The organism is Bradyrhizobium sp. McL0616, assembly GCF_049993385.1.
Lineage (GTDB): Bacteria > Pseudomonadota > Alphaproteobacteria > Rhizobiales > Xanthobacteraceae > Bradyrhizobium.
This window is the reverse complement of the sequence record NZ_CP188255.1, coordinates 2,045,873-2,066,792: the sequence shown is the minus strand read 5'-3', so window position 1 is coordinate 2,066,792 and position 20,920 is coordinate 2,045,873. Positions and strand designations below refer to the sequence as shown.

General features: G+C 64.6%; 19 protein-coding genes. 7 read left to right on the top strand and 12 right to left on the bottom strand.

Annotated features, from left to right (window positions below; genetic code table 11):
• Nucleotides 1-5 precede the first annotated feature (5 nt).
• From ACPPVR_RS09960 to ACPPVR_RS09950, 3 genes are all read right to left on the bottom strand, one after another.
• Complete coding sequence (locus tag ACPPVR_RS09960; RefSeq protein WP_426614054.1) at nt 6-932, bottom strand: SMP-30/gluconolactonase/LRE family protein; 927 nt, start codon at nt 930-932, stop codon at nt 6-8.
• Nucleotides 933-1,070: 138 nt separating this feature from the next.
• The gene (locus tag ACPPVR_RS09955) at nt 1,071-1,904 is read right to left on the bottom strand and encodes a GyrI-like domain-containing protein (protein ID WP_426614053.1); all 834 of its coding nucleotides are present in this window, start codon (nt 1,902-1,904) and stop codon (nt 1,071-1,073) included.
• 80 nt (nt 1,905-1,984) lie between these two features.
• The gene (locus ACPPVR_RS09950; protein ID WP_426614052.1) at nt 1,985-2,311 is read right to left on the bottom strand and encodes a hypothetical protein; all 327 of its coding nucleotides are present in this window, start codon (nt 2,309-2,311) and stop codon (nt 1,985-1,987) included.
• 217 nt (nt 2,312-2,528) lie between these two features.
• Here ACPPVR_RS09950 and ACPPVR_RS09945 point away from each other — a divergent pair, with 217 nt between their 5' ends.
• Nucleotides 2,529-2,753: a hypothetical protein gene (locus ACPPVR_RS09945; protein ID WP_409192248.1), complete on the top strand. Its 225-nt coding sequence runs from the start codon at nt 2,529-2,531 to the stop codon at nt 2,751-2,753.
• Nucleotides 2,754-3,023: 270 nt separating this feature from the next.
• Here ACPPVR_RS09945 and ACPPVR_RS09940 read toward each other — a convergent pair whose 3' ends face one another.
• Nucleotides 3,024-3,680, bottom strand: coding sequence for a glutathione S-transferase family protein (locus ACPPVR_RS09940; protein ID WP_426614051.1), 657 nt, complete (start codon nt 3,678-3,680; stop codon nt 3,024-3,026).
• 181 nt (nt 3,681-3,861) lie between these two features.
• Between ACPPVR_RS09940 and ACPPVR_RS09935 the strand changes: the two genes are divergently transcribed.
• Both ACPPVR_RS09935 and ACPPVR_RS09930 read left to right on the top strand, forming a co-directional pair.
• Complete coding sequence (locus ACPPVR_RS09935) at nt 3,862-5,085, top strand: polyhydroxyalkanoate depolymerase (RefSeq protein ID WP_426614050.1); 1,224 nt, start codon at nt 3,862-3,864, stop codon at nt 5,083-5,085.
• Between the two features lie 108 nt (nt 5,086-5,193).
• Nucleotides 5,194-6,120 carry a catalase family peroxidase gene (locus ACPPVR_RS09930; protein WP_426614049.1) on the top strand — a complete coding sequence of 309 codons (927 nt, stop codon included), beginning with the start codon at nt 5,194-5,196 and terminating at the stop codon, nt 6,118-6,120.
• A gap of 1 nt (nt 6,121) precedes the next feature.
• Here the strand turns inward: ACPPVR_RS09930 and ACPPVR_RS09925 are convergent, their stop codons facing one another.
• The 7 genes from ACPPVR_RS09925 to ACPPVR_RS09895 all read right to left on the bottom strand — a co-directional run bounded on the left by ACPPVR_RS09925 (nt 6,122) and on the right by ACPPVR_RS09895 (nt 15,050).
• On the bottom strand, nt 6,122-7,039 hold the full coding sequence (locus ACPPVR_RS09925) for a helix-turn-helix domain-containing protein (protein WP_426614048.1): 918 nt from the start codon (nt 7,037-7,039) through the stop codon (nt 6,122-6,124).
• A gap of 261 nt (nt 7,040-7,300) precedes the next feature.
• The gene (locus tag ACPPVR_RS09920; RefSeq protein ID WP_426614047.1) at nt 7,301-9,169 is read right to left on the bottom strand and encodes an ABC transporter ATP-binding protein; all 1,869 of its coding nucleotides are present in this window, start codon (nt 9,167-9,169) and stop codon (nt 7,301-7,303) included.
• Between the two features lie 9 nt (nt 9,170-9,178).
• Entirely contained in the window at nt 9,179-10,105 is a 927-nt protein-coding gene (locus ACPPVR_RS09915; RefSeq protein ID WP_426614046.1) for a 2-hydroxyacid dehydrogenase, read from the bottom strand.
• A gap of 12 nt (nt 10,106-10,117) precedes the next feature.
• Nucleotides 10,118-11,446: an NAD(P)/FAD-dependent oxidoreductase gene (locus ACPPVR_RS09910; protein WP_426614045.1), complete on the bottom strand. Its 1,329-nt coding sequence runs from the start codon at nt 11,444-11,446 to the stop codon at nt 10,118-10,120.
• Nucleotides 11,447-11,504: 58 nt separating this feature from the next.
• Nucleotides 11,505-12,380, bottom strand: a complete 876-nt coding sequence (locus ACPPVR_RS09905; RefSeq protein WP_426614044.1) for an ABC transporter permease — start codon at nt 12,378-12,380, stop codon at nt 11,505-11,507.
• Between the two features lie 3 nt (nt 12,381-12,383).
• Nucleotides 12,384-13,334 (bottom strand): ABC transporter permease, encoded by a 951-nt coding sequence (locus ACPPVR_RS09900; protein WP_426614043.1) that lies wholly within the window; start codon nt 13,332-13,334, stop codon nt 12,384-12,386.
• Between the two features lie 27 nt (nt 13,335-13,361).
• Nucleotides 13,362-15,050 carry a peptide ABC transporter substrate-binding protein gene (locus ACPPVR_RS09895; RefSeq protein ID WP_426614042.1) on the bottom strand — a complete coding sequence of 563 codons (1,689 nt, stop codon included), beginning with the start codon at nt 15,048-15,050 and terminating at the stop codon, nt 13,362-13,364.
• A gap of 212 nt (nt 15,051-15,262) precedes the next feature.
• Here ACPPVR_RS09895 and ACPPVR_RS09890 point away from each other — a divergent pair, with 212 nt between their 5' ends.
• From ACPPVR_RS09890 to ACPPVR_RS09875, 4 genes are all read left to right on the top strand, one after another.
• Nucleotides 15,263-15,895, top strand: a complete 633-nt coding sequence (locus ACPPVR_RS09890; protein ID WP_426614041.1) for a cupin domain-containing protein — start codon at nt 15,263-15,265, stop codon at nt 15,893-15,895.
• Between the two features lie 131 nt (nt 15,896-16,026).
• Nucleotides 16,027-17,871 (top strand): ATP-binding protein, encoded by a 1,845-nt coding sequence (locus ACPPVR_RS09885; RefSeq protein ID WP_426614040.1) that lies wholly within the window; start codon nt 16,027-16,029, stop codon nt 17,869-17,871.
• 70 nt (nt 17,872-17,941) lie between these two features.
• Complete coding sequence (locus ACPPVR_RS09880) at nt 17,942-18,391, top strand: cupin domain-containing protein (RefSeq protein WP_426614039.1); 450 nt, start codon at nt 17,942-17,944, stop codon at nt 18,389-18,391.
• Nucleotides 18,392-18,475: 84 nt separating this feature from the next.
• Complete coding sequence (locus ACPPVR_RS09875; protein WP_426614038.1) at nt 18,476-19,549, top strand: hypothetical protein; 1,074 nt, start codon at nt 18,476-18,478, stop codon at nt 19,547-19,549.
• An 18-nt stretch (nt 19,550-19,567) separates the two neighbouring features.
• Here ACPPVR_RS09875 and ACPPVR_RS09870 read toward each other — a convergent pair whose 3' ends face one another.
• Nucleotides 19,568-20,911: a cytochrome-c peroxidase gene (locus ACPPVR_RS09870; RefSeq protein WP_426614037.1), complete on the bottom strand. Its 1,344-nt coding sequence runs from the start codon at nt 20,909-20,911 to the stop codon at nt 19,568-19,570.
• Between the last annotated feature and the right edge of the window lie 9 nt (nt 20,912-20,920).

Here is a 20,920-nt window from a genome sequence, read left to right as displayed (position 1 = left end):
ACCGTTCACTTGTTTAGGAAATTGAGAGGCAAACCGCCGCGCGGCCAGTCCATGGCGACCAGTTCGCCCTTGCCGGACAGCGTGATGTAGGCGGTCTTGAGCTCCGGGCCGCCGAACGCGATGTTGGTGGTGACGCGGTCGCCGGTCGGGACCTGCTCGACCAGGGTGCCGTCCGGCGCGATCACCGAGATGCAGCCGGAGACGAGCGTGGCGACGCAGACATTGCCACCTGCCTCGACCGCGAGCGAGTCGAACATCTGATAGCCGCCGAGGCCGCAGATCGGCTTGCCCCGCTCGCCGCGATAGATCACATCGCGCGGCTTGAGCGTGCCGGGCGCGGAGAGCTCGTAGGCCCAGAGCCGGCCCGTCGGCGTCTCCGCGATGTAGACAGTGTTCTCGTCCGGCGACAGACCAATGCCGTTGGCCGGCAGTATGCCGTGCACGACTTCAACGATCTCGCTCATGCCGGGCTTCAGATAATACATGCCGCCGACATCCATCTCGCGCGCGCGGCGTTTGCCGAGATCCGAGAACCAGAGGCCGCCCTGCTTGTCGAAGACGAGATCATTCGGTCCGCGCAGATCGTGCTCGCCGCACTTGGTCACGACGGTCTCGACCTTGCCCGATTGCAGATCGACGCGCTGGATCGAGCCGCCGAGATAATCGTCCGGCTGCGGTCCCGGCATGATCATGTTGCGGGTCGGGATCCAGGAGAAGCCGCCATTGTTGCAGATGTAGATCTTGCCGTCGGGCCCAAGCGCCGCGCCGTTCGGGCCGCCCGGGACCTTGGCCACGATCTCCTTGCGGCCGTCGGGATAAACCCGGGTCAGGCGCTGGCCGCGGATTTCCACCAGCACCACCGAGCCGTCCGGCATCACGACCGGCCCTTCGGGAAATTCGAGGTCGGTGGCGAGAACGCGAACGTTGGACATGGTGGGACCCTCCCGGCTGCTTGTTATGGCTTGCGCAGGATGTCCGGCACGGGCCCGCACGCAAGATTTGCCTGCGGTTATGACAAAGTAGGTCCGGCTTGCCAAGCAAGCGGGCAGGTATGCCAGCGTTGCGCCGCCCTACTCCTTCACCGGCACCCAGATCTCGAAGCCGCCACTGCCGGTCGCGGGATCGAATTTTTCGTCATAGCGCTCGAAGTTCGGCGCGTCCGCAGCCTTCAGGCCGGAGGCCGGCAGCCACTGATTCCAGATCGTGTTGACGGTGCGGCGGATCGAGGCGACGTGGTCTGCGTGCGTGAACACCGCGTAGCGCTGCTCGGGGATGCGGATGCGACCGAAGCGGCGAGCGAGGTCCGAGAAATCGGCGACCTCGACACCGGCGATGTAGTCGAAATTGCCGGCATCGTCGCCGTTGCAGCAAACGCCGTATGCCGCATTGCCAATGCGCGCGGGGATGTCGACCACCTCCTGATGGAAGCGGTGCCATAGTCCCGGAATGATCGCGCCGTTGTCGCAGGACATGCGCTCGGCAAGCCCGGCGACGAGGAAAGCTTTGGCGGTTTCGAAACGCGGCGCAGCAAGATGGTCGAGCATGGTGGAGTCCATGAGGATCGGCTCCTGAAGCTTGAGATCGTTGACGCATGTCGCGGCCCGCACCGCTTCGGGTGTGGTGCCAAACCGGTCGCGGAACGCGCGGGTGAATGCTTCGTGCGAGCCGTAGTCTGCCTCCAGCGCCAGTGAGAGAATGTGCGGCGCACCCCTGGCGAGGCTCCGTGCAGCCTCCGTCAGCCTCCGCGCGCGCACGTAACGCATCACCGGATGGCCGGTGGCTGCGGCAAACGCGCGCACGATGTGGAACCGCGACACGCTTGATATCGCAGCGATCTCGTCGAGCGTCATCGGCTCGGCCAGATGGCTCTCGATATACCAGAGCGCGCGCTGGGCTGGGTTCATGGTGGTTGGGCTCTCGTTCGAAGCGAGGCCGGTTTAGGCGGTCGCCAGAGGCTTGGCTTGATCGGCGTTGCGGTCGGACCCTACTTGTCCTTCGCATCCTTCGGCGCCGGGGCGTCCTGCTTCTTCCTCACATCCTCCGCCGTCTTCGCCTGCGCCGTCTGGAGATCGCCGAGCGTCTTCTGCAAGCCGGCGAGCGTCACCTTCAATGCATCGATCTGGCGATTGGCGGCGTCGATCTTCTGCTGATGATCGAGGTTGAGCTTCGTGATCGTCTTCTGGAGAAAATCGACATTGCTCTGGAGGCAGCTCGTGCGCCGCTCCATGGTCTTTTCGACCGTGCAGATTTCGATGCCGGGCACGTCCTGCGCGTGCAACGGCGTCTGCGCCAGCGCGACGAGCGGTAACATCGTGAAACACACGGCAGCAGTCCGTCGCGGCATCCAGGTTCCTCGTCAAATTAATCACGGCAATTTGCGCCTATTGGGCGCGGCTTCTCGAAGCTACCACACTCGTACCGCATTCTCGCGTTGAGCTTGGCTTGTTCCCTTTGGACAGGGGAGCAGTGAATCGCGCGCGGACGAAGTGGGCGCTCTTTCCGCGGCTTGATGAGGGGAGATTTTTGGAATGGCAACGCGCGACAGACGTCTTGCGGAATTCGATGGCGCCGGAGAACCACCGCCTGGCCTTCCGGTCGAAGTGCTGTGCGAGGACCACAGCGGAACGTATCAGCTGCCGTTCGCGTGCCGCTATGTCGAGGGACGCTGGCAGAACGACGCGGCCGGCGTCGCGGTGGAAGCAACCGTGATCGGCTGGCGCCTGCCGCGCATGAAGCACACAGGGGTGGCCTGAAGGCTCGCGCCTGTCTCAAAATGCGACGGGGCCGCGCGCCGCCTTAACCTTCGGAACGCGGTTCGAACGAATCGCGTCCGAATCAGCCGTGTAGCTCTGTCCACACCTGTTCACGGCTAGATGTCGAAGTAGGCTCGCTCGCGCGTACCATATCTGCGAGCCGCGCGGGCGAGCCCGGGCTGGTCGCCGGCCCCAAACGTTAATTCCTGAAGCGCGGCCTGCGCTCCCGCACTTGCGCCGCCGAAACGGGCAGGACGGCGCGCGCTTTGCCTAATATTCGACCTCGAGCTCCTCGATCTCGGCCGGCTCGTCCTTGGCCGCCGCGACCCATTCCTTCATCTCGGGCATGGCCATGATGGTATCGGCATAGGCCTGCAGCCGCGGCTCGAGCTTGACGTTATAGGTCACGAAGCGCGTCACCACGGGCGCGTACATCGCGTCCGCCATGGTGCGCTGCTCGCCGAACAGGAAAGGTCCGCCCGACTTCTCCAGGCAGTCGCGCCAGATCGCCCAGACCCGGTCGATGTCGGCCTGCGCGCGCGACCAGATCTTGAAGCCGGGGAAATGTCCCTTCAGATTGACCGGCAACGAGGCGCGCAGCGTGGTGAAGCCGGAATGGATTTCGCCGCATATCGAGCGGCAATGCGCCCGCTGGACGCGATCGGCCGGCAATAAGCCGGCGTCCGGCATCGCCTCGTTGAGATATTCGGCGATTGCGAGCGTATCCCAGACGGTGGCGCCGTCGTGCCGCAGGCACGGCACCAGGATCGAGGACGACAGCAGCAGGATTTCAGCCCGCGCGGACGCGTCGTCCGGCGCGGTGACGACCTCCTCGAAATCGAGCCCGGAAAACCTTGTCAGCAGCCAGCCACGCAGCGACCAGGACGAGTAGTTCTTGCTGCTGATGGTCAGTGTCGCTTTCGCCATATGGCCCTTCCCTCACGCCTGTGACCGGCACCCTGCCCGGCCCTCAGGCGTGCCCATTACCTGTGCTTCCCAAAATGTTCGCTCAGCTTGAAGAGCAAGCGATGTGCCAGTTTTCCGGGCGATTTGACTCAGCTTTGGCTTCGATATTGCATGGCAACATGGGACAGGTGGGCGATTCAGTATGATGTCGATGTTTTATCAAGCCTTTCAGAACCAAATGGACCTGACAGCGCCGTGGCGGGCGGGAGCCTCGTCCGCGCTTAAATTCCTCCATCTGGTGCCGCAGGGCATGTCGGATCAGGTGGTCGGCCGGCTCTCGGCCGCGCTGGAGCTGATCTCGCGCTCCACCCTCACCTATCACCGCCCGGCCTACGGCATCGACAGCGTCATGGTGGGCAACCGCGAGGTCGCCGTCACCGAGGAGGTCGCCTACGCTACGCCGTTCGGCTCGCTGCTGCATTTCAAGAAGCAGGGCGTGGGCGAGCAGCCGCGTATGCTGCTGGTGGCGCCGATGTCCGGCCACTTCGCCACACTCCTGCGCGGCACCTTGAAGACGCTGCTCCAGGACCACGACGTCTACATCACCGACTGGCACAATCCGCGCGACATTCCCCGCAGCGAGGGCCGCTTCGGCCTCGACGATTACACCGAGCACCTGATCGACTTCCTCGGACAGCTCGGCCCGCGCCCGCATATGGTGGCGATCTGCCAGCCTTCAGTCTCCGCACTCGCGGCGGCCGCGATCATGTGCGAAGGCAACCATCCCTCGCGGCCGGCGACGCTGACGCTGATGGCGGGGCCGATCGACACGCGCATCCAGCCGACCCGGGTCAACGAGTTCGCCAAGAGCAGGCCGATCGACTGGTTCGAGCAGAACCTGATCAACTACGTGCCGGTGCAATGCCGCGGCGCGCTGCGCAAGGTTTATCCGGGCTTCGTGCAGCTCACCGCCTTCGTCTCAATGAATCTCGAGCGCCACATCAAGCAGCACATGGATCTCGCCAACCACATCGCCAAGGGCGAGAAGGAGAAGGCCGCGAGCATCAAGACCTTCTACGACGAATATTTCGCGGTGATGGACCTGCCGGCCGAGTTTTACATCGAGACCGTGCGCGACGTATTCCAGGAGCACCTGTTGCCGCAGGGCAAGCTGATGCATCGGGGACGCCCCGTGGACACCAAGGCCGTCGGCCGCATGGGCCTGATGACCGTCGAGGGCGAGAAGGACGACATCTGCTCGATCGGCCAGACGCTTGCCGCGCAAGACCTCTGCACCGGCGTGCGCGCCTATCGCCGGGTGCACCACATGCAGGCCGGCGTCGGCCATTACGGCGTGTTCTCGGGCAAGCGCTGGAACAACGAGATCTATCCGCTGCTGCGGGATTTCGTGCACGTCAATTCGTAGGCGCAGAACTTCTTCAGCAGGATCGGACTAAGCATCGCGGCTTTGGGAAAGACGCGCGCGGCACGAAGACTAGAACAGGGGCCCGCCGTTCGAGCCGGAGACCGCGCCATGTCCGAACTCCCAACCGCCGCTGCAACACCCGCCGCGATCGTCGACGTGCTGAAGGCAGTCGCCGGCAATCCGCCAAGGGTGCGCGCGAGCTTTGCCAAGGGGCGATGCGTGCGCGGCACCTATACGCCGTCCGACCGCGCGGCAGAGATCACGCGGTCGCTGAGCTTCACAAAGCCGTCGCGCGTGCTGGCGCGCTTCTCGGTCGGCGGCGGCAATCCCAAGGTCGCCGATACCAACAATCTCGTGCTGCTCGGCTTCAGCTTCAGACTCGGCGACGACGATCACCGCTCCGACATCCTGGTGGAAAGCGCGCCGGTGCATTTTGCAAGAACGCTCGACCAGATGCTGGCCTTCCTCAAGGCGCGCATTCCGGGAACGGACGGCAAGCCCGACATGGAGAAGGTCAAGGCCTTCTCCGCCGCCAATCCCGAAACGCTGAACCAGGCAAATTTCATCGCCGCGCGGCACCTGCCCGGAAGCTTTGCCGGCACGACCTATTGGGGCGTGCACGCCTTTCCAGCGACCAATGCGAAGGGCGAGACGAGGTTCATAAAGTTCAAGGTCGCGCCCGTCGGCAGCGACGTCACACTGAGCGAGGACGAAGCCAAGGCGAAGTCCGCCGACTTCCTGCACGACGATCTCGCGCGGCGAATCGCAGCCGGCGACGTCCGCTTCAACGTGATGGCGCTGCTCGACCGTCCCGGCGATCCCACCATGGACGTGACCACACGCTGGCCGGAGGAAGACAATCGCGAGGAGGTGCGGCTGGGGACCATCGTCATCACCAGCCTTGAGGCCGACGATGCCTGCGACGGGTCGATCTTCAATCCAGCCAATCTTGCCAACGGTATCGGCCACCCGCCGGACGAAATCTTTGCGGCGCGCCGCGCGGCCTACACAATCTCGCTGGCGAAGCGCCGCTGATTTAGCTCTCGCCTTGCGCTTCGCGACGCCACGCGCCAGGGCTGACGCCGACCATGGACGAGAACACCCGCGTGAAATGACTCTGATTGGCAAATCCGGCCGACATCGCGATCTCGGACAACGGCAGGTCGCGAACGGTCATCAATTGCTTGGCGGCCTTCACGCGCTGGCGCAGCAGCCATTGATGCGGCGGCAGGCCGGTGGAGATCCGGAACGCGCGTGAGAAATGGCTGACCGAAAGGTCGAGGTCGGCTGCGATCTGCTGCAACGCGACCTTGCCGGCCAGATCGGACTCGAGCCGATCGCATGCGCGCTTCACCTGCCATGGCGCGAGGCCGCCGCGGCTCGGCTCTGCGACGGGCGTCAGTCCCCCATAGGTCTGGACGACGTGGGCCGTGAGCGCGAGCATCATGTGATCGACAAAAATCTGGTTGGTCTCGTCCGGCCGACGCAACCCTTGCTGCAAGGAGGCTCCGATTTGACGGATGACCTCGTCGTCATGGCCGACACCGGGCTCGTAGCTCAGCTCGCCGATGCGCGGCGCACCAGGCTGCCTGCCAATGTCGTCGAGCGCCGAGCGCGGCAAATAGAAAAACAGCGAGTGAAACGGCTTGTCGATCACATAACGCGGGTCGCGCTTGAGATCGTAGAGATAGGTTGCGCCCGCGCGAACGTCCGCCTTGGTAACGCAACTACCCCGCTCCCAGCACTCGCAATCCGGATAGTCGCGAAGTTTCAGGCTGACGAGATAGGCATCTTCCGCAGGCAAGGAGCCTGAGAGTCTCGGCGTCGGCTCGTCATTGCGCACTTCAGTGACCGCGAGCTCGGCGCTGCGCAGCGAACGCGCGACCAGCGCCGGCGCATGCTTCAGGTGCAGGCGCTGCCCGAACCTCTGTCCGTAGACGCCGGCTTGTGTCATTTCAGTCAACCTATCCGTGAAGAGCGCGTCTTCTCCGGCCCTTCGAAGTCGATGCATTATCGGATTGCCGGCTAACGGTCCAGTTTTACCGCATCAACATGAAGTGTTGTGGCAGGCTGTCGCACGCATCGCGACGAGATGATTTTCACTGTGATTTCAGCATGATTTCGCAGGCACGGAATCGCGAAGGACAGCACTATTAACTCGCTTGGCGAACCAATTCGCGATTTTCAACGTGCGTTCTTGAAAGCATTCGCAGCCTCAGGCCGACCACTCGTCGCCCCAGACCTGCACGACGTGGCTGGGTGAGACTTCACGATATTGCCGGACCGGCGGCTGATAATCCGGCGCGCGCACCGGGCTTCTGATCTCGTCGTTCGCAGCCTCGCGCTTGGTGCCGCGGCGCGCAGGATCGGGCACCGGCACCGCCGCCATCAGCTTCTTGGTATAGGGATGCTGGGGATTGCCGAACACAGCAGCGCGCGGGCCGATCTCGACGATCTCGCCGAGATACATCACCGCGACGCGATGGCTCATGCGTTCGACCACCGCGATGTCGTGGGAAATGAAGAGATAGGCGAGGCCCATGCTGGCCTGAAGATCGAGCATGAGATTGACGACCTGCGCCTTGACCGAGACGTCGAGCGCCGACACGGCCTCATCGGCGACGATGAATTTCGGTCCCAGCGCGAGCGCGCGCGCGATGCAGATGCGCTGGCGCTGGCCGCCGGAGAATTCATGCGGAAAGCGCGCGGCCATGTCGGCGGTCAGCCCGACGCGCGTGAGCAGATCGGCGACCTTCTCCCGCGCCTGCGCGGCGGTGGCGAGCCCGTTGGCCAGCAGCGGTGCTGCGATCGCCGTTCCCACCGACATGCGCGGATTGAGGCTCGCGAACGGATCCTGGAACACGATCTGCATGTGCTTGCGGAAGTCGCGCAAGGTGCGGCCGTTCATGGCAAGCACATCCTGGCCGTCGATCAGAACGATGCCGGCGTCCGGCTCGACCAGCTTGAGGATCGAGCGGCCGGTCGTCGACTTGCCGCAACCGGATTCACCAACCAGCGCCAGCGTCTCGCCGGCGCGCAAAGTGAAGGAGATATTCTCGACCGCGTGGACGCGGCCCGAGACCTTGCCGAACAATCCCGAGCGGATCGGGAAGCGCGTGGTGAGGTTGGCGACTTCCAGCAACGGGCGCTCGGCGGTCGAGACCGTATCTGGCGTCTCCGTGGGCTCGTCCGATGTCCCCGTCACCTTGTCGACGATCGGAAAGCGCATCGGCCGCGGGCGTCCCTCCATCGAGCCAAGGCGCGGCACCGCCGCGAGCAGCGCACGGGTGTAGGGATGTGAGGGAGCTGCGAAGATGCGAGCGGTCGCATCCGTCTCCACCGCCTGCCCGCCATACATCACCACGGTGCGGTCCGCGATCTCGGCGACCACGCCCATATCGTGGGTGATGAAGAGGATCGACATCCCCTCTTCCTGCTGAAGCTCTTTCAGAAGCTCCAGGATCTGGGACTGGATCGTGACGTCGAGTGCGGTGGTCGGCTCGTCCGCGATCAGGAGCTTCGGCTTGCAGGCGAGCGCCATCGCGATCATCACGCGCTGGCGCATGCCGCCGGAAAAACGATGCGGATGCTCGTGAAACCGCGATTTTGCCGCGGGGATGCGGACGCGGTCGAGCAGGCGGATGGTCTCGGCCTCGGCCGCCGCCCGCGACAGGCCGCGATGCTGGATCAGCGCCTCCGCAATCTGGAAGCCGATGGTGAGCACCGGATTGAGGCTCGTCATCGGCTCCTGGAAGATCATGGCAATCTCATTGCCACGAATATTCTTCATGCTCGCTTCGGGCAGCATCATCAGATCGCGACCGGCGAGCGTGACGCGCCCCTCGATGCGACCGCTCTCCTTCGGAATGAGCCGCATGATGGAGAGCGCGCTGACGCTCTTGCCCGAACCGGACTCGCCCACGATCGCCACGGTTTCCTTGGGGGCGATGTCGAACGACACGTTGCGGACGACAGGAATCCATTGCCGTTCGCGCATGAAGGACGTGGTCAGGCCGGCAACCGAGAGCACGGGCGCCTGCATCTCGGCAGCGACTTGGTCGGGTGCGTTTGCGCCGATGCTCATGCCAAAGCCCTAATAGCCGCGACGGCGATCGACACGCCCCGGCAATTCCTCGCCGCGGCCGTGACGTGCGATGACGTCGAGCACGTAGTCGACGGCCGTGTCCGGGCTCGTCATGCTGGCATTGTGCGGTGTGAGCAGGATGCGCGGATGGTTCCAGAACGGATGGCCCGCGGGCAGCGGCTCGGGATCGGTGACGTCGAGCACGGCCCCCGATACCGCGCCGCTGTCGAGTGCGGCGAGGAAATCGGCTTCGACGAGATGCGGGCCGCGCCCGACATTGACGAGAGAAGCGCCGCGCGGCAGGCGCGCGAACAGGTCTGTATTGAGAATGCCGCGGGTGTCATCGGTCAAAGGCAGCAGGCAGATGAGAATGTCGCTCTGCGAGAGGAACTCGGACAACTTCTCCGTACCTGCATAGCAGGTGACGCCTTCGATCTCGCGCGGCGAGCGATTCCAGCCGAGAAGCGGAAAGCCGAACGTCTTGAGGCGGTCGAGCACGGCCTGGCCGAGCTGACCGAGCCCCATCACGCCGACACGCCGCCGCTTCGCTGGCGTGATCCGGATCTCGCGCCAGACCTGCTCCTTCCGCTGGGCCATGAAGTGCAGGAGATCGCGATGCAGCGCGAGCACGGACATGGTGACGTATTCGACCATGGTCTCGGCGATGCCCGGCTCCAGCATACGCACGAGCGGGATGTGCAGTGGAACTTTTGTCGCGTCGAACTGGTCGACGCCCGCGCCGACCGAAAAGACGAGTTCGAGATTCGGAAAATTCGTCGCGATGTCGTCCGGCGGCACCCATGCCACCAGATAGCGCACGTCTGCGGGATCGCCGATGTCAGGCCAGAGCCGGAACGGCAGATGTGGTGCGCGCTCCGCGAAGAAGGTCGCCCACTCCGCACCGCGCACCATGTTGGCCTTGTAGAGAACCGTCATGCCGCAAAACTCTCAGAACGGGCTGACCGGCGCGAGGCGCCGGCCGTCGATCAGCCGCTTGTGGCTGTAGGCCGCGGGATCGACCAGCGGCGTCGAACCCGTCACGATGTCGGCGGCGAGCTTGCCAGCGGCGGGGCCAATGCCAAAGCCGTGGCCGGAGAAGCCGGTGGCAAGGAAGAAGCCAGGGAGCGCATCAACCGGCGAGATCACCGGAATGGTGTCCGGCGTGCAGTCGATGGTGCCGCCCCAGGCCTCCGCGATCTCGATGTCCTTTAATTCGGGGTTCGACTTGATCAGCGAGGCGAGCGCCGCATTGACCAACGACATGTCCGGCGCAGGATCGCGGACGCGCTCGGTCTCGAATGGCGACGGCTTGTCAAAACCCCAGCTCGTGCCGCGCACGATCTGGTCGAAGAACGACTTTCCGAACGATATCTTCAAGCCGTTGCGACGATGCAGATAGGTCGGCCAGAAGGTGCGCGCATAGCGGAACAGGTCGGGCGACAGCTCGACCGTGCCGCGGTTGCGCAGCGCGAGCGTAAATCCGCCGTCGAGGCGGCGTCGGATGCAGTAGAAGTCGGTGCCGAGTGCGCCCGATGTGATCTCCGGCCCCGGCGTGGTCCGGCATGCGGTGGCATTGACGAGGCCGATCGGCAGCTCGATGCCGTGGCGCCGGCAGAACAGCGACGACCACGCGCCGCCCGACAGCAGCACGGATTGCGTGCGGATGGTGCCCTTCTCGGTGACGACGGCGCTGACGCGGCCGCCCTGCGTCTCCAGCCCACGCGCGGCGCAGCCCTGATGGATGGTGACGCCATGTTTTCGCGCGGCCGTCGCAAGCGCCGGCACAGCCATCGACGGCTCGGCGCGCCCGTCGCTCGGGGTGTGCAGGCCGCCGACCCATGTCTCGGCATTGCCGGGCAGACGTTCGGCGATCTCCGCCGGCGTCAGGACCGTCGAATGCACCTGCTGCTCGCGCGCCATCGCCGCCCAGCGCTCCCAGCTGGCGAGTTCGTCCTCGCTCTTGGTGAGGAACAAGACGCCAGTGCGACGGAAGCCGGCATCGACGCCGGCATCGTTCTGCATGTCGTCCCACAGCCGCAGCGCCTCGCGAGCCAGTGGAATTTCTTCACGCGCGCGCCCCTGCTGGCGGCACCAGCCCCAATTGCGGCTCGACTGCTCGCCGCCGACATGCCCCTTTTCGACCAGGGCGACGGAAAGCCCCTTCTTCGCGAGATGATAGGCCGCGGAGACACCGATGACGCCGCCGCCGATGACGACGACATCCACCTGTGCCGGCAGGCGTTCATCGCTGTTTATACGGTTGAGCGGCGGGGACATCGGACACTCCAGCTATTCAGTTCGAACAAAGTAAATTGGCTCGTCGCTAGTTTGCAGATCATGGGATGTTCATTCGCGGATCGAGCGCATCGCGCAGGCCATCGCCGAGGAAGTTGAAGCTCGTCACCGCAAGCGTGATGGCGAGGCCCGGCGCGATCGCGAGCCACGGCGCGCTGGTGAGATAGATCTGCGCGTTGTTGAGCATGTTGCCCCAGCTCGCGGCCGGCGGCTGGATGCCGTAGCCGAGATAGCTGACATAGGATTCCAGCAGGATCGCTTTCGCAACATTCAACGTGGCTGCCACCACGATCGGCGCCGTTGCATTGGGCACGAGCTCACGGAACATGATCCGCAGATTCGACGAGCCGAAGGCGAGCGCCGCGACTGCAAATTCGCGTTCGCGTAGCGAGCGCACCTGGGCCTCGACGACGCGGGCAACAGCCATCCACGCGGTGGCCGCGATCAACACCGTGGTCGTGACGAGGCCCGGCTCGGTCAGCGCCGCAAGCGCGAGCAGCAGGAAGATGGTCGGAAAGCACAGCACGGCATCGACGAGCCGCATCAGCACCGCCCCGACCACGCCGCCATAGAAGCCGGCGAAGGCGCCGACGACGATGCCGACCGCCATCGCCATTACCATCGCGACGATGCCGATTGAGAGCGACACCCGCCCGCCCATCATCAGCCGCGCCAGCACATCGCGGCCGAGCTCGTCCGTGCCGAGGATGTGTGCACCCGAGAACGGCGGCGCGAACCGCTTCATGATGTCGATATAGGTGTCGTCGAACGGCAAAAGATAAGGACCAAGCACCGACCCGAGTAGGAGAACCAGAATGATCACGGCACCCGCGAGCGCGAGCCGGTGCCGGCGGAATCGCCGCCACGCCGCCTGGCCGGGCGCGGGCTGGTCCGTGGAGAGGGTCGCGATCGTCATCGCCTAGCCCACCCGGATACGCGGATCGACGACGGCATAGAAGATGTCGGCCAGCAGCGAGCCGATCAGCACCATCATTGCCGAGAACATCAGGATGCCCATCACCACGGGGTAATCGCGATAGCCGATGGAATCGAGAAAGAGACGGCCCATGCCGGGCCAGGTGAACACGGTCTCGGCGACCAGCGCGCCGCCGAGCAGCGTCGGAAACTGGAGGCCGGCCACCGTGATCATCGGCAGCAGCGCGTTGCGCAAAGCGTGCACGGTGAGGATACGCCATTCCGGCATGCCCTTGGCGCGCGCAGTGCGGATGTAGTCCTGGTTGATGACCTCGAGCATCGAGGAGCGCATGAAGCGGCCCCACATCGCGGTCTCGACCAGCGCCAGCACCAAAGCCGGCGCGATGAGATGATGCAGCAGGTCGAGCAGGGAGCCGTCACCGACGGTCTCGCGGTTGCCGGCCGGCAGCCAGCCGAGCTTCACCGAGAACACGTAGATGGTGACGAGCCCGAACCAGAAGGTCGGGATCGACAGCGCGATCATGGCGCCAACGGTTGCGAGCGTATCGAACAGCGAATAGCGGCGCAGCGCACCGAGTATGCCGATCCAGCAGCCGAGCAGCACCGCGATGATGGTGGCCGTCGCCATCAGCTCCAGCGTGGCGCCGAGATGCGACGAGATCACGGACAGGACCGCCTCGCCGTCGCGATACGACTTGCCCCAATCACCTCTGAGCATGCGGCCGAACCAGTCGAGATATTGGACCGGCAGCGGACGATCCAGCCCGAGCTGCTTCGTGACGCGATCGAGATCCTCCTGCGTCATCTGCGCAGACGCCGCGTATTGCGAGAGCGGACCGCCCGGCGCCAGATGCAGGATGGCAAAGCCGATCGCCGAGACGATCACCAGCAGCATCACCGCCTGCGCGAGGCGATTGGCGACGTAACGGGCCATCTCAGGCGATTCCGCGCGCCGGACGCATCAGGCCCAGTACCATTCGCGGATGTTCCAGCTATTGATCGACGTGTTGATATTGGGGCGGAAGCCTTGCAGCCCTTCCTTGACGCCTTCGGCGATGAAGCCCTGGAACAGCGGCAAGATCGCCAGATCGTTGCGGATCAGCTTTTGCAGATTGCCATAGATGGTCTTGCGCTGCGCCAGATCGAATTGTTTCGCGCCCTCGGCGAGCAGGCGATCGGCCTCCGGGCTGTTGTATTGATAGGTATTGTAACCGCGGCCGCCTTTGGCGGGAATCGCGCCGGAACCGAAGCGCGGCGTCACATCGGGGTCGCTGCCCAGCATGAAGTTCACTCCCACGATCACCGAATTGAATTTCGACTGCTGCCAGAAATCCCCCCAGATCACGGCGGCCGGCATGTTGTTGACGCGCATCGTCGCACCAATCGCGCGCCAGTCCTGGATCAGGAGCTGCTGGGTCTGCTCGCGCACCGCATTGCCTGACGTCGTCGAATTCGTGAACTCGAGCTTGACGCCGCCCTTCTCGCGGATGCCGTTAGAGCCGCGCGCCCATCCGGCCGCATCGAGCAGCGCATTGGCCTTGGTCGGATTGTACTCGTGCTGCGGCAGGCCCTGCTGGAACGACCACGCCTGCTGCGGCACGAAGCTTTCGGTCTGCGTCGGCAGGCCGTAGTTGAGCGCATCGATGATCGCCTGCTTGTTGATGGCGAGATAGAGCGCCTCACGTACCGCACGATCGGCAAAAGGACCGAACTCCAGATTGGGCGCGATGTGCTCGACCGAGGGCATCGCGGAGACGAAGATCTTGCGGCCCTTCAGCGTCTTCGCCTCCTGCACGAAGTTTGGCAAGATGCCTTGCAGGCCGGTGTAGTCGACCTGGCCGGTGCGGAACTGGGTGTAGAGAACGGTGAGGTCCGGGATGTATTTGAAGACCACGCGTTCGACGTAGGGTCCCTTGCCGTGGTAGCCGGTATAGGCATTGAACAAGATGTGGTCGCCGGGCACGCGCTCGCCCCAGCGGAACGGTCCGGTGCCGACCGGCGCATTGTGGAACGGCGAGGCGTTCGGATCCGATACCTTCTCGAGAATGTGCTTGGGCACGATGAAGGTGAGCGACAGGATCGACATGTAAGGCGAATAGGGAGCTTCCATTCGCCAGTGGATCTCGTCGGGCGCAACGATCGTGATGTCCTTGACCAGGTTGTGGCCAACGCGGTTGCGGACGCGGAAATCGGGGTTGTTGATCAGATCGAGCGAGAACTTGACGTCGTCGGCCGTGAACGCCGTGCCGTCGTGCCACTTCACGTCGCTGCGCAGCTTGATCTTCCAGGTCAGGCCGTCGGCTGAAAGGCCGCCGTTCTCGATCGTCGGGACTTCGCGCGCGAGGTCGGGAACGAACTTGCCGTCGGGATCGATGAACCAGAGCGGCGAGAACACCTGCCACCAGACGCCCTGATCAACCTCGATGCCGGGCATCAGCGGATGAAAGACCGTCGGCTCCTGCGACAGCCCGGCGATCACCTGCCCGCGCGGCTTGTCCGGCGGATTGCTCGGACGCTCGGTCTGGGCGAAGGCGTTGCCTGAAAGCGTCCATCCCGCCGCGGCGCCTGCGCCGAGCTGGACAAACTGACGGCGATTCGGAATGCCGAGATGCACTGCTCCAACGCCGAACTTGCCGGTGCTGTCTGCCATGACCAGTCTCCGTTCCCGCACGCGGCACCTCTCCCGCGCCCCCGAAACCCCGGCGGGGGCAGGAGTGGGCTTTAGTGCTTCTACATTTTTCGATCAAAAGTTCATCATGACTAAATACAGCTGTCAATCGGATTGCTAGGATGCGCGACGTTTTCACTCTGACTGAGCGCCGCCGGCCATTCCGGCGGCGAGGCAATGCATGGGAGAGCGACATGGATGGTCGCGGCGATACGAAGCCTCCGAAGGACGCCCCGACGATCGAGGCCGACGATGCGGTCGACCAGCGCCTCGGCGAGACTGTGCGGCTGTTGCGACAGCGGGCCGGCCTCTCGATCCAGGATGTCGCAACCAAGACCGGCCTCTCCAACGGCATGATCAGCCAGCTCGAGCGCGCGCGCGCCATGCCGTCGATCCGCACGCTGCGCCTGCTCAGCATCGCGCTCGACGTGCCCATCTCCTACTTCTTCGAGACCAGCGATCCCGCCGACGTGCAGCGCTACATCGTGCGCAAGAACAACCGGCGCCTGCTGCGGCTCACCGCCAGCGGCGTCGTCAAGGAAGCGCTGACACCGGCTGACACAGGCCAGCTCGAACTCTACGAGCTCACCCTCAATCCCGGCGCCTCGTCCGGCACCGACTTCCTCCAGCACACCGGTGAGAAGGCCGGCTACATTCTGTCCGGCAGCCTGCGGCTCTGGCTCGACAACCAGGCCCATCTGCTCGAGGCCGGCGACAGTTTCCGCTTTCCGAGCATCGTGCCGCACATGTTCGACAACCCGACCCAGCACGCAGCGCGCGTGATCTGGGTCACAACGCTGCGCCAGACTGATTCGCCCGCAGGTTAAAGCCCTCGCCGCTCGGCTCCGCAGTAAATTGCCCCTCGACGGAGCGGCACGGAATCTGTAGCTCACGAGATGCCGGACTCCTCGGCAGCGCGGCCGGGGCAGTCCGCGGCTGAAGTCTTTGGTGTGAGAGCATGAAACTCAGGGGGCTTCTGACACTCGCGATCGCCGCGCAGGCCATCGTGACTGCTGTGGCCCTCGTCGCCTCCTATGCCGTTACGAGCGCGTTTGGCATGGCCCAGATCGTCGCCCTGCTGGCGAGCGCTGTCGTCGCGATGGTGGTCGCTCGCCTCTGCGCCGGCTCGATCGAGATAGCACAGGACAAGCGCGCCGCCGCGCTGGCGGCCGGGTACGCGCAAGCGCGCGCGGACGGCGCACAGATGACGCAAGCCGTCATCAAGACCGCGCTCGATGCCTTCGTTCAGACTGACGAAACCGGCATCGTCCTAGAGTGGAGCCTGCAGGCCGAGGCCTTGACCGGATGGTCGCGGCAGGAGGCGCTCGGCGCCGACGTCGTCGAGCTCCTCATCGCCGAGCCGCTCCGCGACGGCTTTCGGCAGCGCATGATGCGGCTCCTGCCGGAATTGTCGGATACCCCGATCGGCATCCGCTTCGAGGCAAGCCTGCTGCACCGGAACGGCGACGAGATCCTGATCGAGGCCTCGAGCACGGCGCTTCGCCTCGGCGGCCGCACCATCATCAACAATTTCGTCAAGGACGTGACGCAAAAGCGCGCCTCCGAAGAGCAGTTGATCCAGGCCCAGAAAATGGAGGCGGTCGGCCAGCTCACCGGCGGCATCGCGCACGAATTCAACAACATGCTAACGGTGATCACGGGCACGATCGAGATCCTCGCCGATGCCGTGAAGGACAACCCGCCGCTTGCGACCATCACCAAGCTGATCAGCGAAGCCGCCGACCGCGGCGCCGCGCTGACATCGAGCCTGCTGTCCTTTGCGCGCAAGCAGGCGCTGCAACCGGCCGAGATCGGCGTCAATGAACTGCTCGAAGAGCTCGCAAAACTGCTGCTGGCGACCTTCGACAAGAAGATCGAGATCGTGACACGGCTCGACGGCAAGATCTGGCTCGCCTTCGCCGACCGCGGACAATTGAGCTCGGCGCTGCTCAACCTCGCGATCAACGCCCGCGACGCGATGCTGGACGGCGGCAGGCTCACGCTGACGACGCGCAACGTCGTGTTCGGCGTGCGCGAAGCCGTCGCGGTCGGCGCCGGCTATGCCGGCGACTATGTCGAGATCGAGATCGCCGACAACGGCACCGGCATGCCGCAAGCCATCCTCGAGCGGATCTTCGACCCGTTCTTCTCGACCAAGGAGGTCGGCAAGGGCACGGGGCTCGGGCTCAGCATGGTGTTCGGCTTCGTCAAGCAGTCCGGCGGCGGCATCAAGGTCAATTCCGCGGAAGGCCGCGGCACGACATTCACGATCTATTTGCCCAAGGCCGAAACCAGCACGCTCCGCCCCGCAGGCTATGACGAACGCAAGGTCGTGGGCGGCACGGAAACTATCCTTTGCGTCGAGGACGATCGCGACGTCCGCCACTACGTCACGGTCCAGCTCGAGAGCCTCGGCTACAGGGTCGTCCCCGCCGCCAATGCGACCGAAGCGCTCGCCATCGCGGCCGAGGGCACGCCGTTCGACTTGCTCTTCACCGACATCGTGATGGCCGGCAGCCTCAACGGGCGGGAGCTCGCCGAGCAGATGGTGGCCGCGCGGCCCTCGCTGCGAGTGCTGTTCACGTCGGGCTATGCCTACGACTCGCATGCACAGGGACGTGCCACAATGAGCGCGCCGCTGCTGGCAAAGCCCTACCGCAAGGCCGAGCTCGCGCGCATGCTGCGCCGCTCCCTCGACACCGCCGTCGATGCCGCAGGCGACCCGATCCCGACGCCCTACTCGGTGCAGGCCGAGGTTGAAGCCTTTTTGCGCCAGCAGGGCTCTGATCACGACGGGCGGTAGCTGGCGGATGGACTTCGCGCGGCGCCTGGGCAAAACTCCGACACCGGCAAAATTCCTTTGGAGGCGAGCCATGACTGCACTCGAAAAAGGCATTACCGCAAACGGCACGGGCTATGGCGGCAAGAGCTGGAACATCCTGGGCCAGGTCTATTTCCCCAAGGCCGTCACCGAATCCACCTTCGCATTCGAGACCAACAGCGAACCGGGCCAGTTCGTGCCGGTGCACATCCATCCGACCCAGGACGAATTCATCCTGGTGCAGGAGGGCACGCTCGACCTCAAGCTCGACGGCAAATGGGTCAAGGCCCACGCCGGCGATCTCGTGCGCCTGCCGCGCGGCATCCCGCACGGCTATTTCAACAAATCCGACAAACCGGCCCGCGCGCTGTTCTGGGTCTCCCCGATGCAGAAGCTGGAGGCGCTATTCACCCAGCTCCACAATCTGACCGACCCGGCCGAGGTCGTGCGCATCTCGGCCCTGCACGAGGTCGACTTCCTGCCGCCGGAAGCCAACGACTAGGCGGCCGGATCGGATTCCATCTCGCCAGCCCTCGCATCTGATGCTTACGATCCCCCGACTGACGAATCGTTGGGGGAACCGGCCATGCGTGCACGACGTCATGCCACCGCAGCCATAGCGGCGCTCGGTCTGATCCTCACATCGTTCTCCGTGAGCCAGGCGCAAACGCTCACAGCGAAGCAATCGGATGCGCTTGCGGCCTACGATCGCGCGCTCGGCGATTTCAAATCCATCCTTGCCGAGCGGCGCAGCCAGATCGAAGCAAAGCAGCCGCTGCCGAACCTGCCGGGCCAGGCGCTCTATCTGGCGCGCGTCGCGGTGATCAGTAGCTACAAGGATCTCACCGACGCCGTGCCGTCGAGGATCGGGAAGCCCAACAAGTTCGAAATTCCGCCGGCCTATTTCGATGCCGAGATCGAGCCGCTGGTCGACGAATACGCTCTGCTGTTCGAGATCATGGAGGCGCCGCCCGCCAATGCGCAGAACTCGGCGACGCCGTTCAAGGACGTCGTCGATCTCGCCGCGGCGATCGCGCGCGCCAAGGGGCTTGCACCGGCCTACGCCGACGCAGCCGGCCGGATCAGCCTCGGGCTGTTCTTCGCCGAGACCAACGGCAAGCAGAACGTCCGCAACGGGCGCTCGAACACCTATATGGGCAGCTTGCAGACCGGGCCGTCCGAGGACCGCAACGGCCGGAGAAAATGGGAGGCCATCAAGGGCGCGATCGCGGCGACCGATCCCGGGCTGAGCGCGCGCGACGACAAGGAGGAAGCGCGAGCCCGCGGCACCGACTTCCGCTTCAACCACTGGACCAACGTGCGCGACGGCCTGATGAACGCGCATGCAGAGCTGTTTGCCGAGATCCCCGCGATCGTGAAGACACTGCCCGATCCGATCGACCAGATGAAGCTGTTCGAGCTGATCCAGATCATCCCGACACCGACGCGGTCCGCGCTCAAGTCAGGCGATCTGCTCGGCTACAGGGTGTCCAGTCCCACCATCATGAAACACTTGCGCAACAACAGCATCTTCGCCTTCGGGCAGGCCGACCGGGCGCGGAGCTCAGCCAGCTTCCGTGAGATTCTCGGCGCGATGTGGCTGTTCAAGCGGAAGTTCGAGAAGGCGATGGCGAAATATGCAGAGATCAAGCCGCGCTAGGAGAGCAGCACGGCGCTCCTAGTTCTCCGCCTTGTAGCCGTCCGTCAGCGTCTTCAGGAACGCGATGATGTCGGCCTCGTCCTGCTCCGTCATCGCCGGCTTGTCGCCGGGGTGGCGATCGAAAGGCGGATCGGTCACGTCGACATTGGCGTGATATTTTTGCGGCAGGTCGTCGTATTTCTGCACCGTGCCGTCCGCGCCGCGCCGAAACACCTTGTCCGGATTGGTGTCGCGGAAATTGTAGAAATCCATCACCTGTTCGAGGGTGCTGAAGACGCCGTTGTGGAAGAAGGCGTGACGCGTCGCGGTGTTGCGCAGCGTCGGCGTCAGGAACATGCCGCAGAATTGCGTCTGCTCGGAGATGTCGGTGCGATGCGGGCCGCAGACGCCGAGATCGAAGTAATTGGGATCGCGATTGTTCGCGAGCGTAGCGTTGCGCGGCGCGCCGAGCGCCTCGTATTGGTGGTCGGTGAACAGCGGCGGCAGGCCGTCGCGGGTCGGCGCCGAAGTGTGGCAGCCGGCGCAGTTGGCCTTGTCGGGATCGTTGAACAATTGCAGGCCGCGCAATTCGCTCTCGGAAAGCCGCGCCTTGCCCTCGAGCCAGTTGTCGTACTTGCTGCTGTAGGGATGGAAGCTCTGCTCTTCCACCTGGTAGCGCGCGACAGCGAACATCGCCTCCGAGATCAGGAGCCCCTGATTTTTGAGGACGCCGGCGCCGAATAGCTCGACGAAACGCTGGACGTAAGGCGCATGGCGCAGCTTGTCCGCGACGATCTCGGCACTGCCGCCGTCCATCTCGTTGGGATCGAGCAGCGGGAACAACGCCTGGTCCTGAAGGGTGTCGGCGCGACCATCCCAGAACAGGCCGCCTTGCGGCACGATGTTCGCCGACGCGCCGGAGCCGCCCGCGGTTTTCGTCGTACGCGCAGCCTGCTGGCCGAGCGCGGCCATCTGCGCGAGATCGATAATGTTGTCGTCGTCGCCCTTATCGGGTCCGATGCTGAAATTCGGGTGGCGATCGAGATAGGTCAGCGACGGCACCGCGCGTGCGCCTTGCCGCGACAGGGCGGCGCCGCCGAGCATGACCGGGCCGTCGTTGGGCGGGCCGTAGGCCTGATCAGGGCTGTGGCAGGACGCGCATGACAGCGCGCCGGACGAGGACAGCGACGCGTCGAAGAAGATTGCTTTGCCGAGCTGCGCCATCGCCGAGAGCGGCGCGACCGGCGGACGATAGAGATGAACCGGGTTCGGGTTGAGGCCCGACGGGGTCGCCTCGGCCAGTCCTTGCGTCTCGACCGCAAAGACAGCGCCGGCCAGCGAGAGCAGGCCGGCGCCGAGGAGCCACAGAGTGCGGCTGTGCATATGTCGTCC

Bases quoted from the DNA above. Each gene is read 5' to 3' on its own strand.
- ACPPVR_RS09910 (WP_426614045.1), bottom strand. From the start codon at position 11,446: ATGTCCCCGCCGCTCAACCGTATAAACAGCGATGAACGCCTGCCGGCA.
- ACPPVR_RS09920 (WP_426614047.1), bottom strand. From the start codon at position 9,169: ATGAGCATCGGCGCAAACGCACCCGACCAAGTCGCTGCCGAGATGCAG.
- ACPPVR_RS09900 (WP_426614043.1), bottom strand. From the start codon at position 13,334: ATGGCCCGTTACGTCGCCAATCGCCTCGCGCAGGCGGTGATGCTGCTG.
- ACPPVR_RS09915 (WP_426614046.1), bottom strand. From the start codon at position 10,105: ATGACGGTTCTCTACAAGGCCAACATGGTGCGCGGTGCGGAGTGGGCG.
- ACPPVR_RS09890 (WP_426614041.1), top strand. From the start codon at position 15,263: ATGGATGGTCGCGGCGATACGAAGCCTCCGAAGGACGCCCCGACGATC.
- ACPPVR_RS09895 (WP_426614042.1), bottom strand. From the start codon at position 15,050: ATGGCAGACAGCACCGGCAAGTTCGGCGTTGGAGCAGTGCATCTCGGC.
- ACPPVR_RS09870 (WP_426614037.1), bottom strand. From the start codon at position 20,911: ATGCACAGCCGCACTCTGTGGCTCCTCGGCGCCGGCCTGCTCTCGCTG.
- ACPPVR_RS09940 (WP_426614051.1), bottom strand. From the start codon at position 3,680: ATGGCGAAAGCGACACTGACCATCAGCAGCAAGAACTACTCGTCCTGG.
- ACPPVR_RS09875 (WP_426614038.1), top strand. From the start codon at position 18,476: ATGCGTGCACGACGTCATGCCACCGCAGCCATAGCGGCGCTCGGTCTG.
- ACPPVR_RS09950 (WP_426614052.1), bottom strand. From the start codon at position 2,311: ATGTTACCGCTCGTCGCGCTGGCGCAGACGCCGTTGCACGCGCAGGAC.
- ACPPVR_RS09880 (WP_426614039.1), top strand. From the start codon at position 17,942: ATGACTGCACTCGAAAAAGGCATTACCGCAAACGGCACGGGCTATGGC.
- ACPPVR_RS09905 (WP_426614044.1), bottom strand. From the start codon at position 12,380: ATGACGATCGCGACCCTCTCCACGGACCAGCCCGCGCCCGGCCAGGCG.
- ACPPVR_RS09955 (WP_426614053.1), bottom strand. From the start codon at position 1,904: ATGAACCCAGCCCAGCGCGCGCTCTGGTATATCGAGAGCCATCTGGCC.
- ACPPVR_RS09960 (WP_426614054.1), bottom strand. From the start codon at position 932: ATGTCCAACGTTCGCGTTCTCGCCACCGACCTCGAATTTCCCGAAGGG.
- ACPPVR_RS09935 (WP_426614050.1), top strand. From the start codon at position 3,862: ATGATGTCGATGTTTTATCAAGCCTTTCAGAACCAAATGGACCTGACA.
- ACPPVR_RS09945 (WP_409192248.1), top strand. From the start codon at position 2,529: ATGGCAACGCGCGACAGACGTCTTGCGGAATTCGATGGCGCCGGAGAA.
- ACPPVR_RS09925 (WP_426614048.1), bottom strand. From the start codon at position 7,039: ATGACACAAGCCGGCGTCTACGGACAGAGGTTCGGGCAGCGCCTGCAC.
- ACPPVR_RS09930 (WP_426614049.1), top strand. From the start codon at position 5,194: ATGTCCGAACTCCCAACCGCCGCTGCAACACCCGCCGCGATCGTCGAC.
- ACPPVR_RS09885 (WP_426614040.1), top strand. From the start codon at position 16,027: ATGAAACTCAGGGGGCTTCTGACACTCGCGATCGCCGCGCAGGCCATC.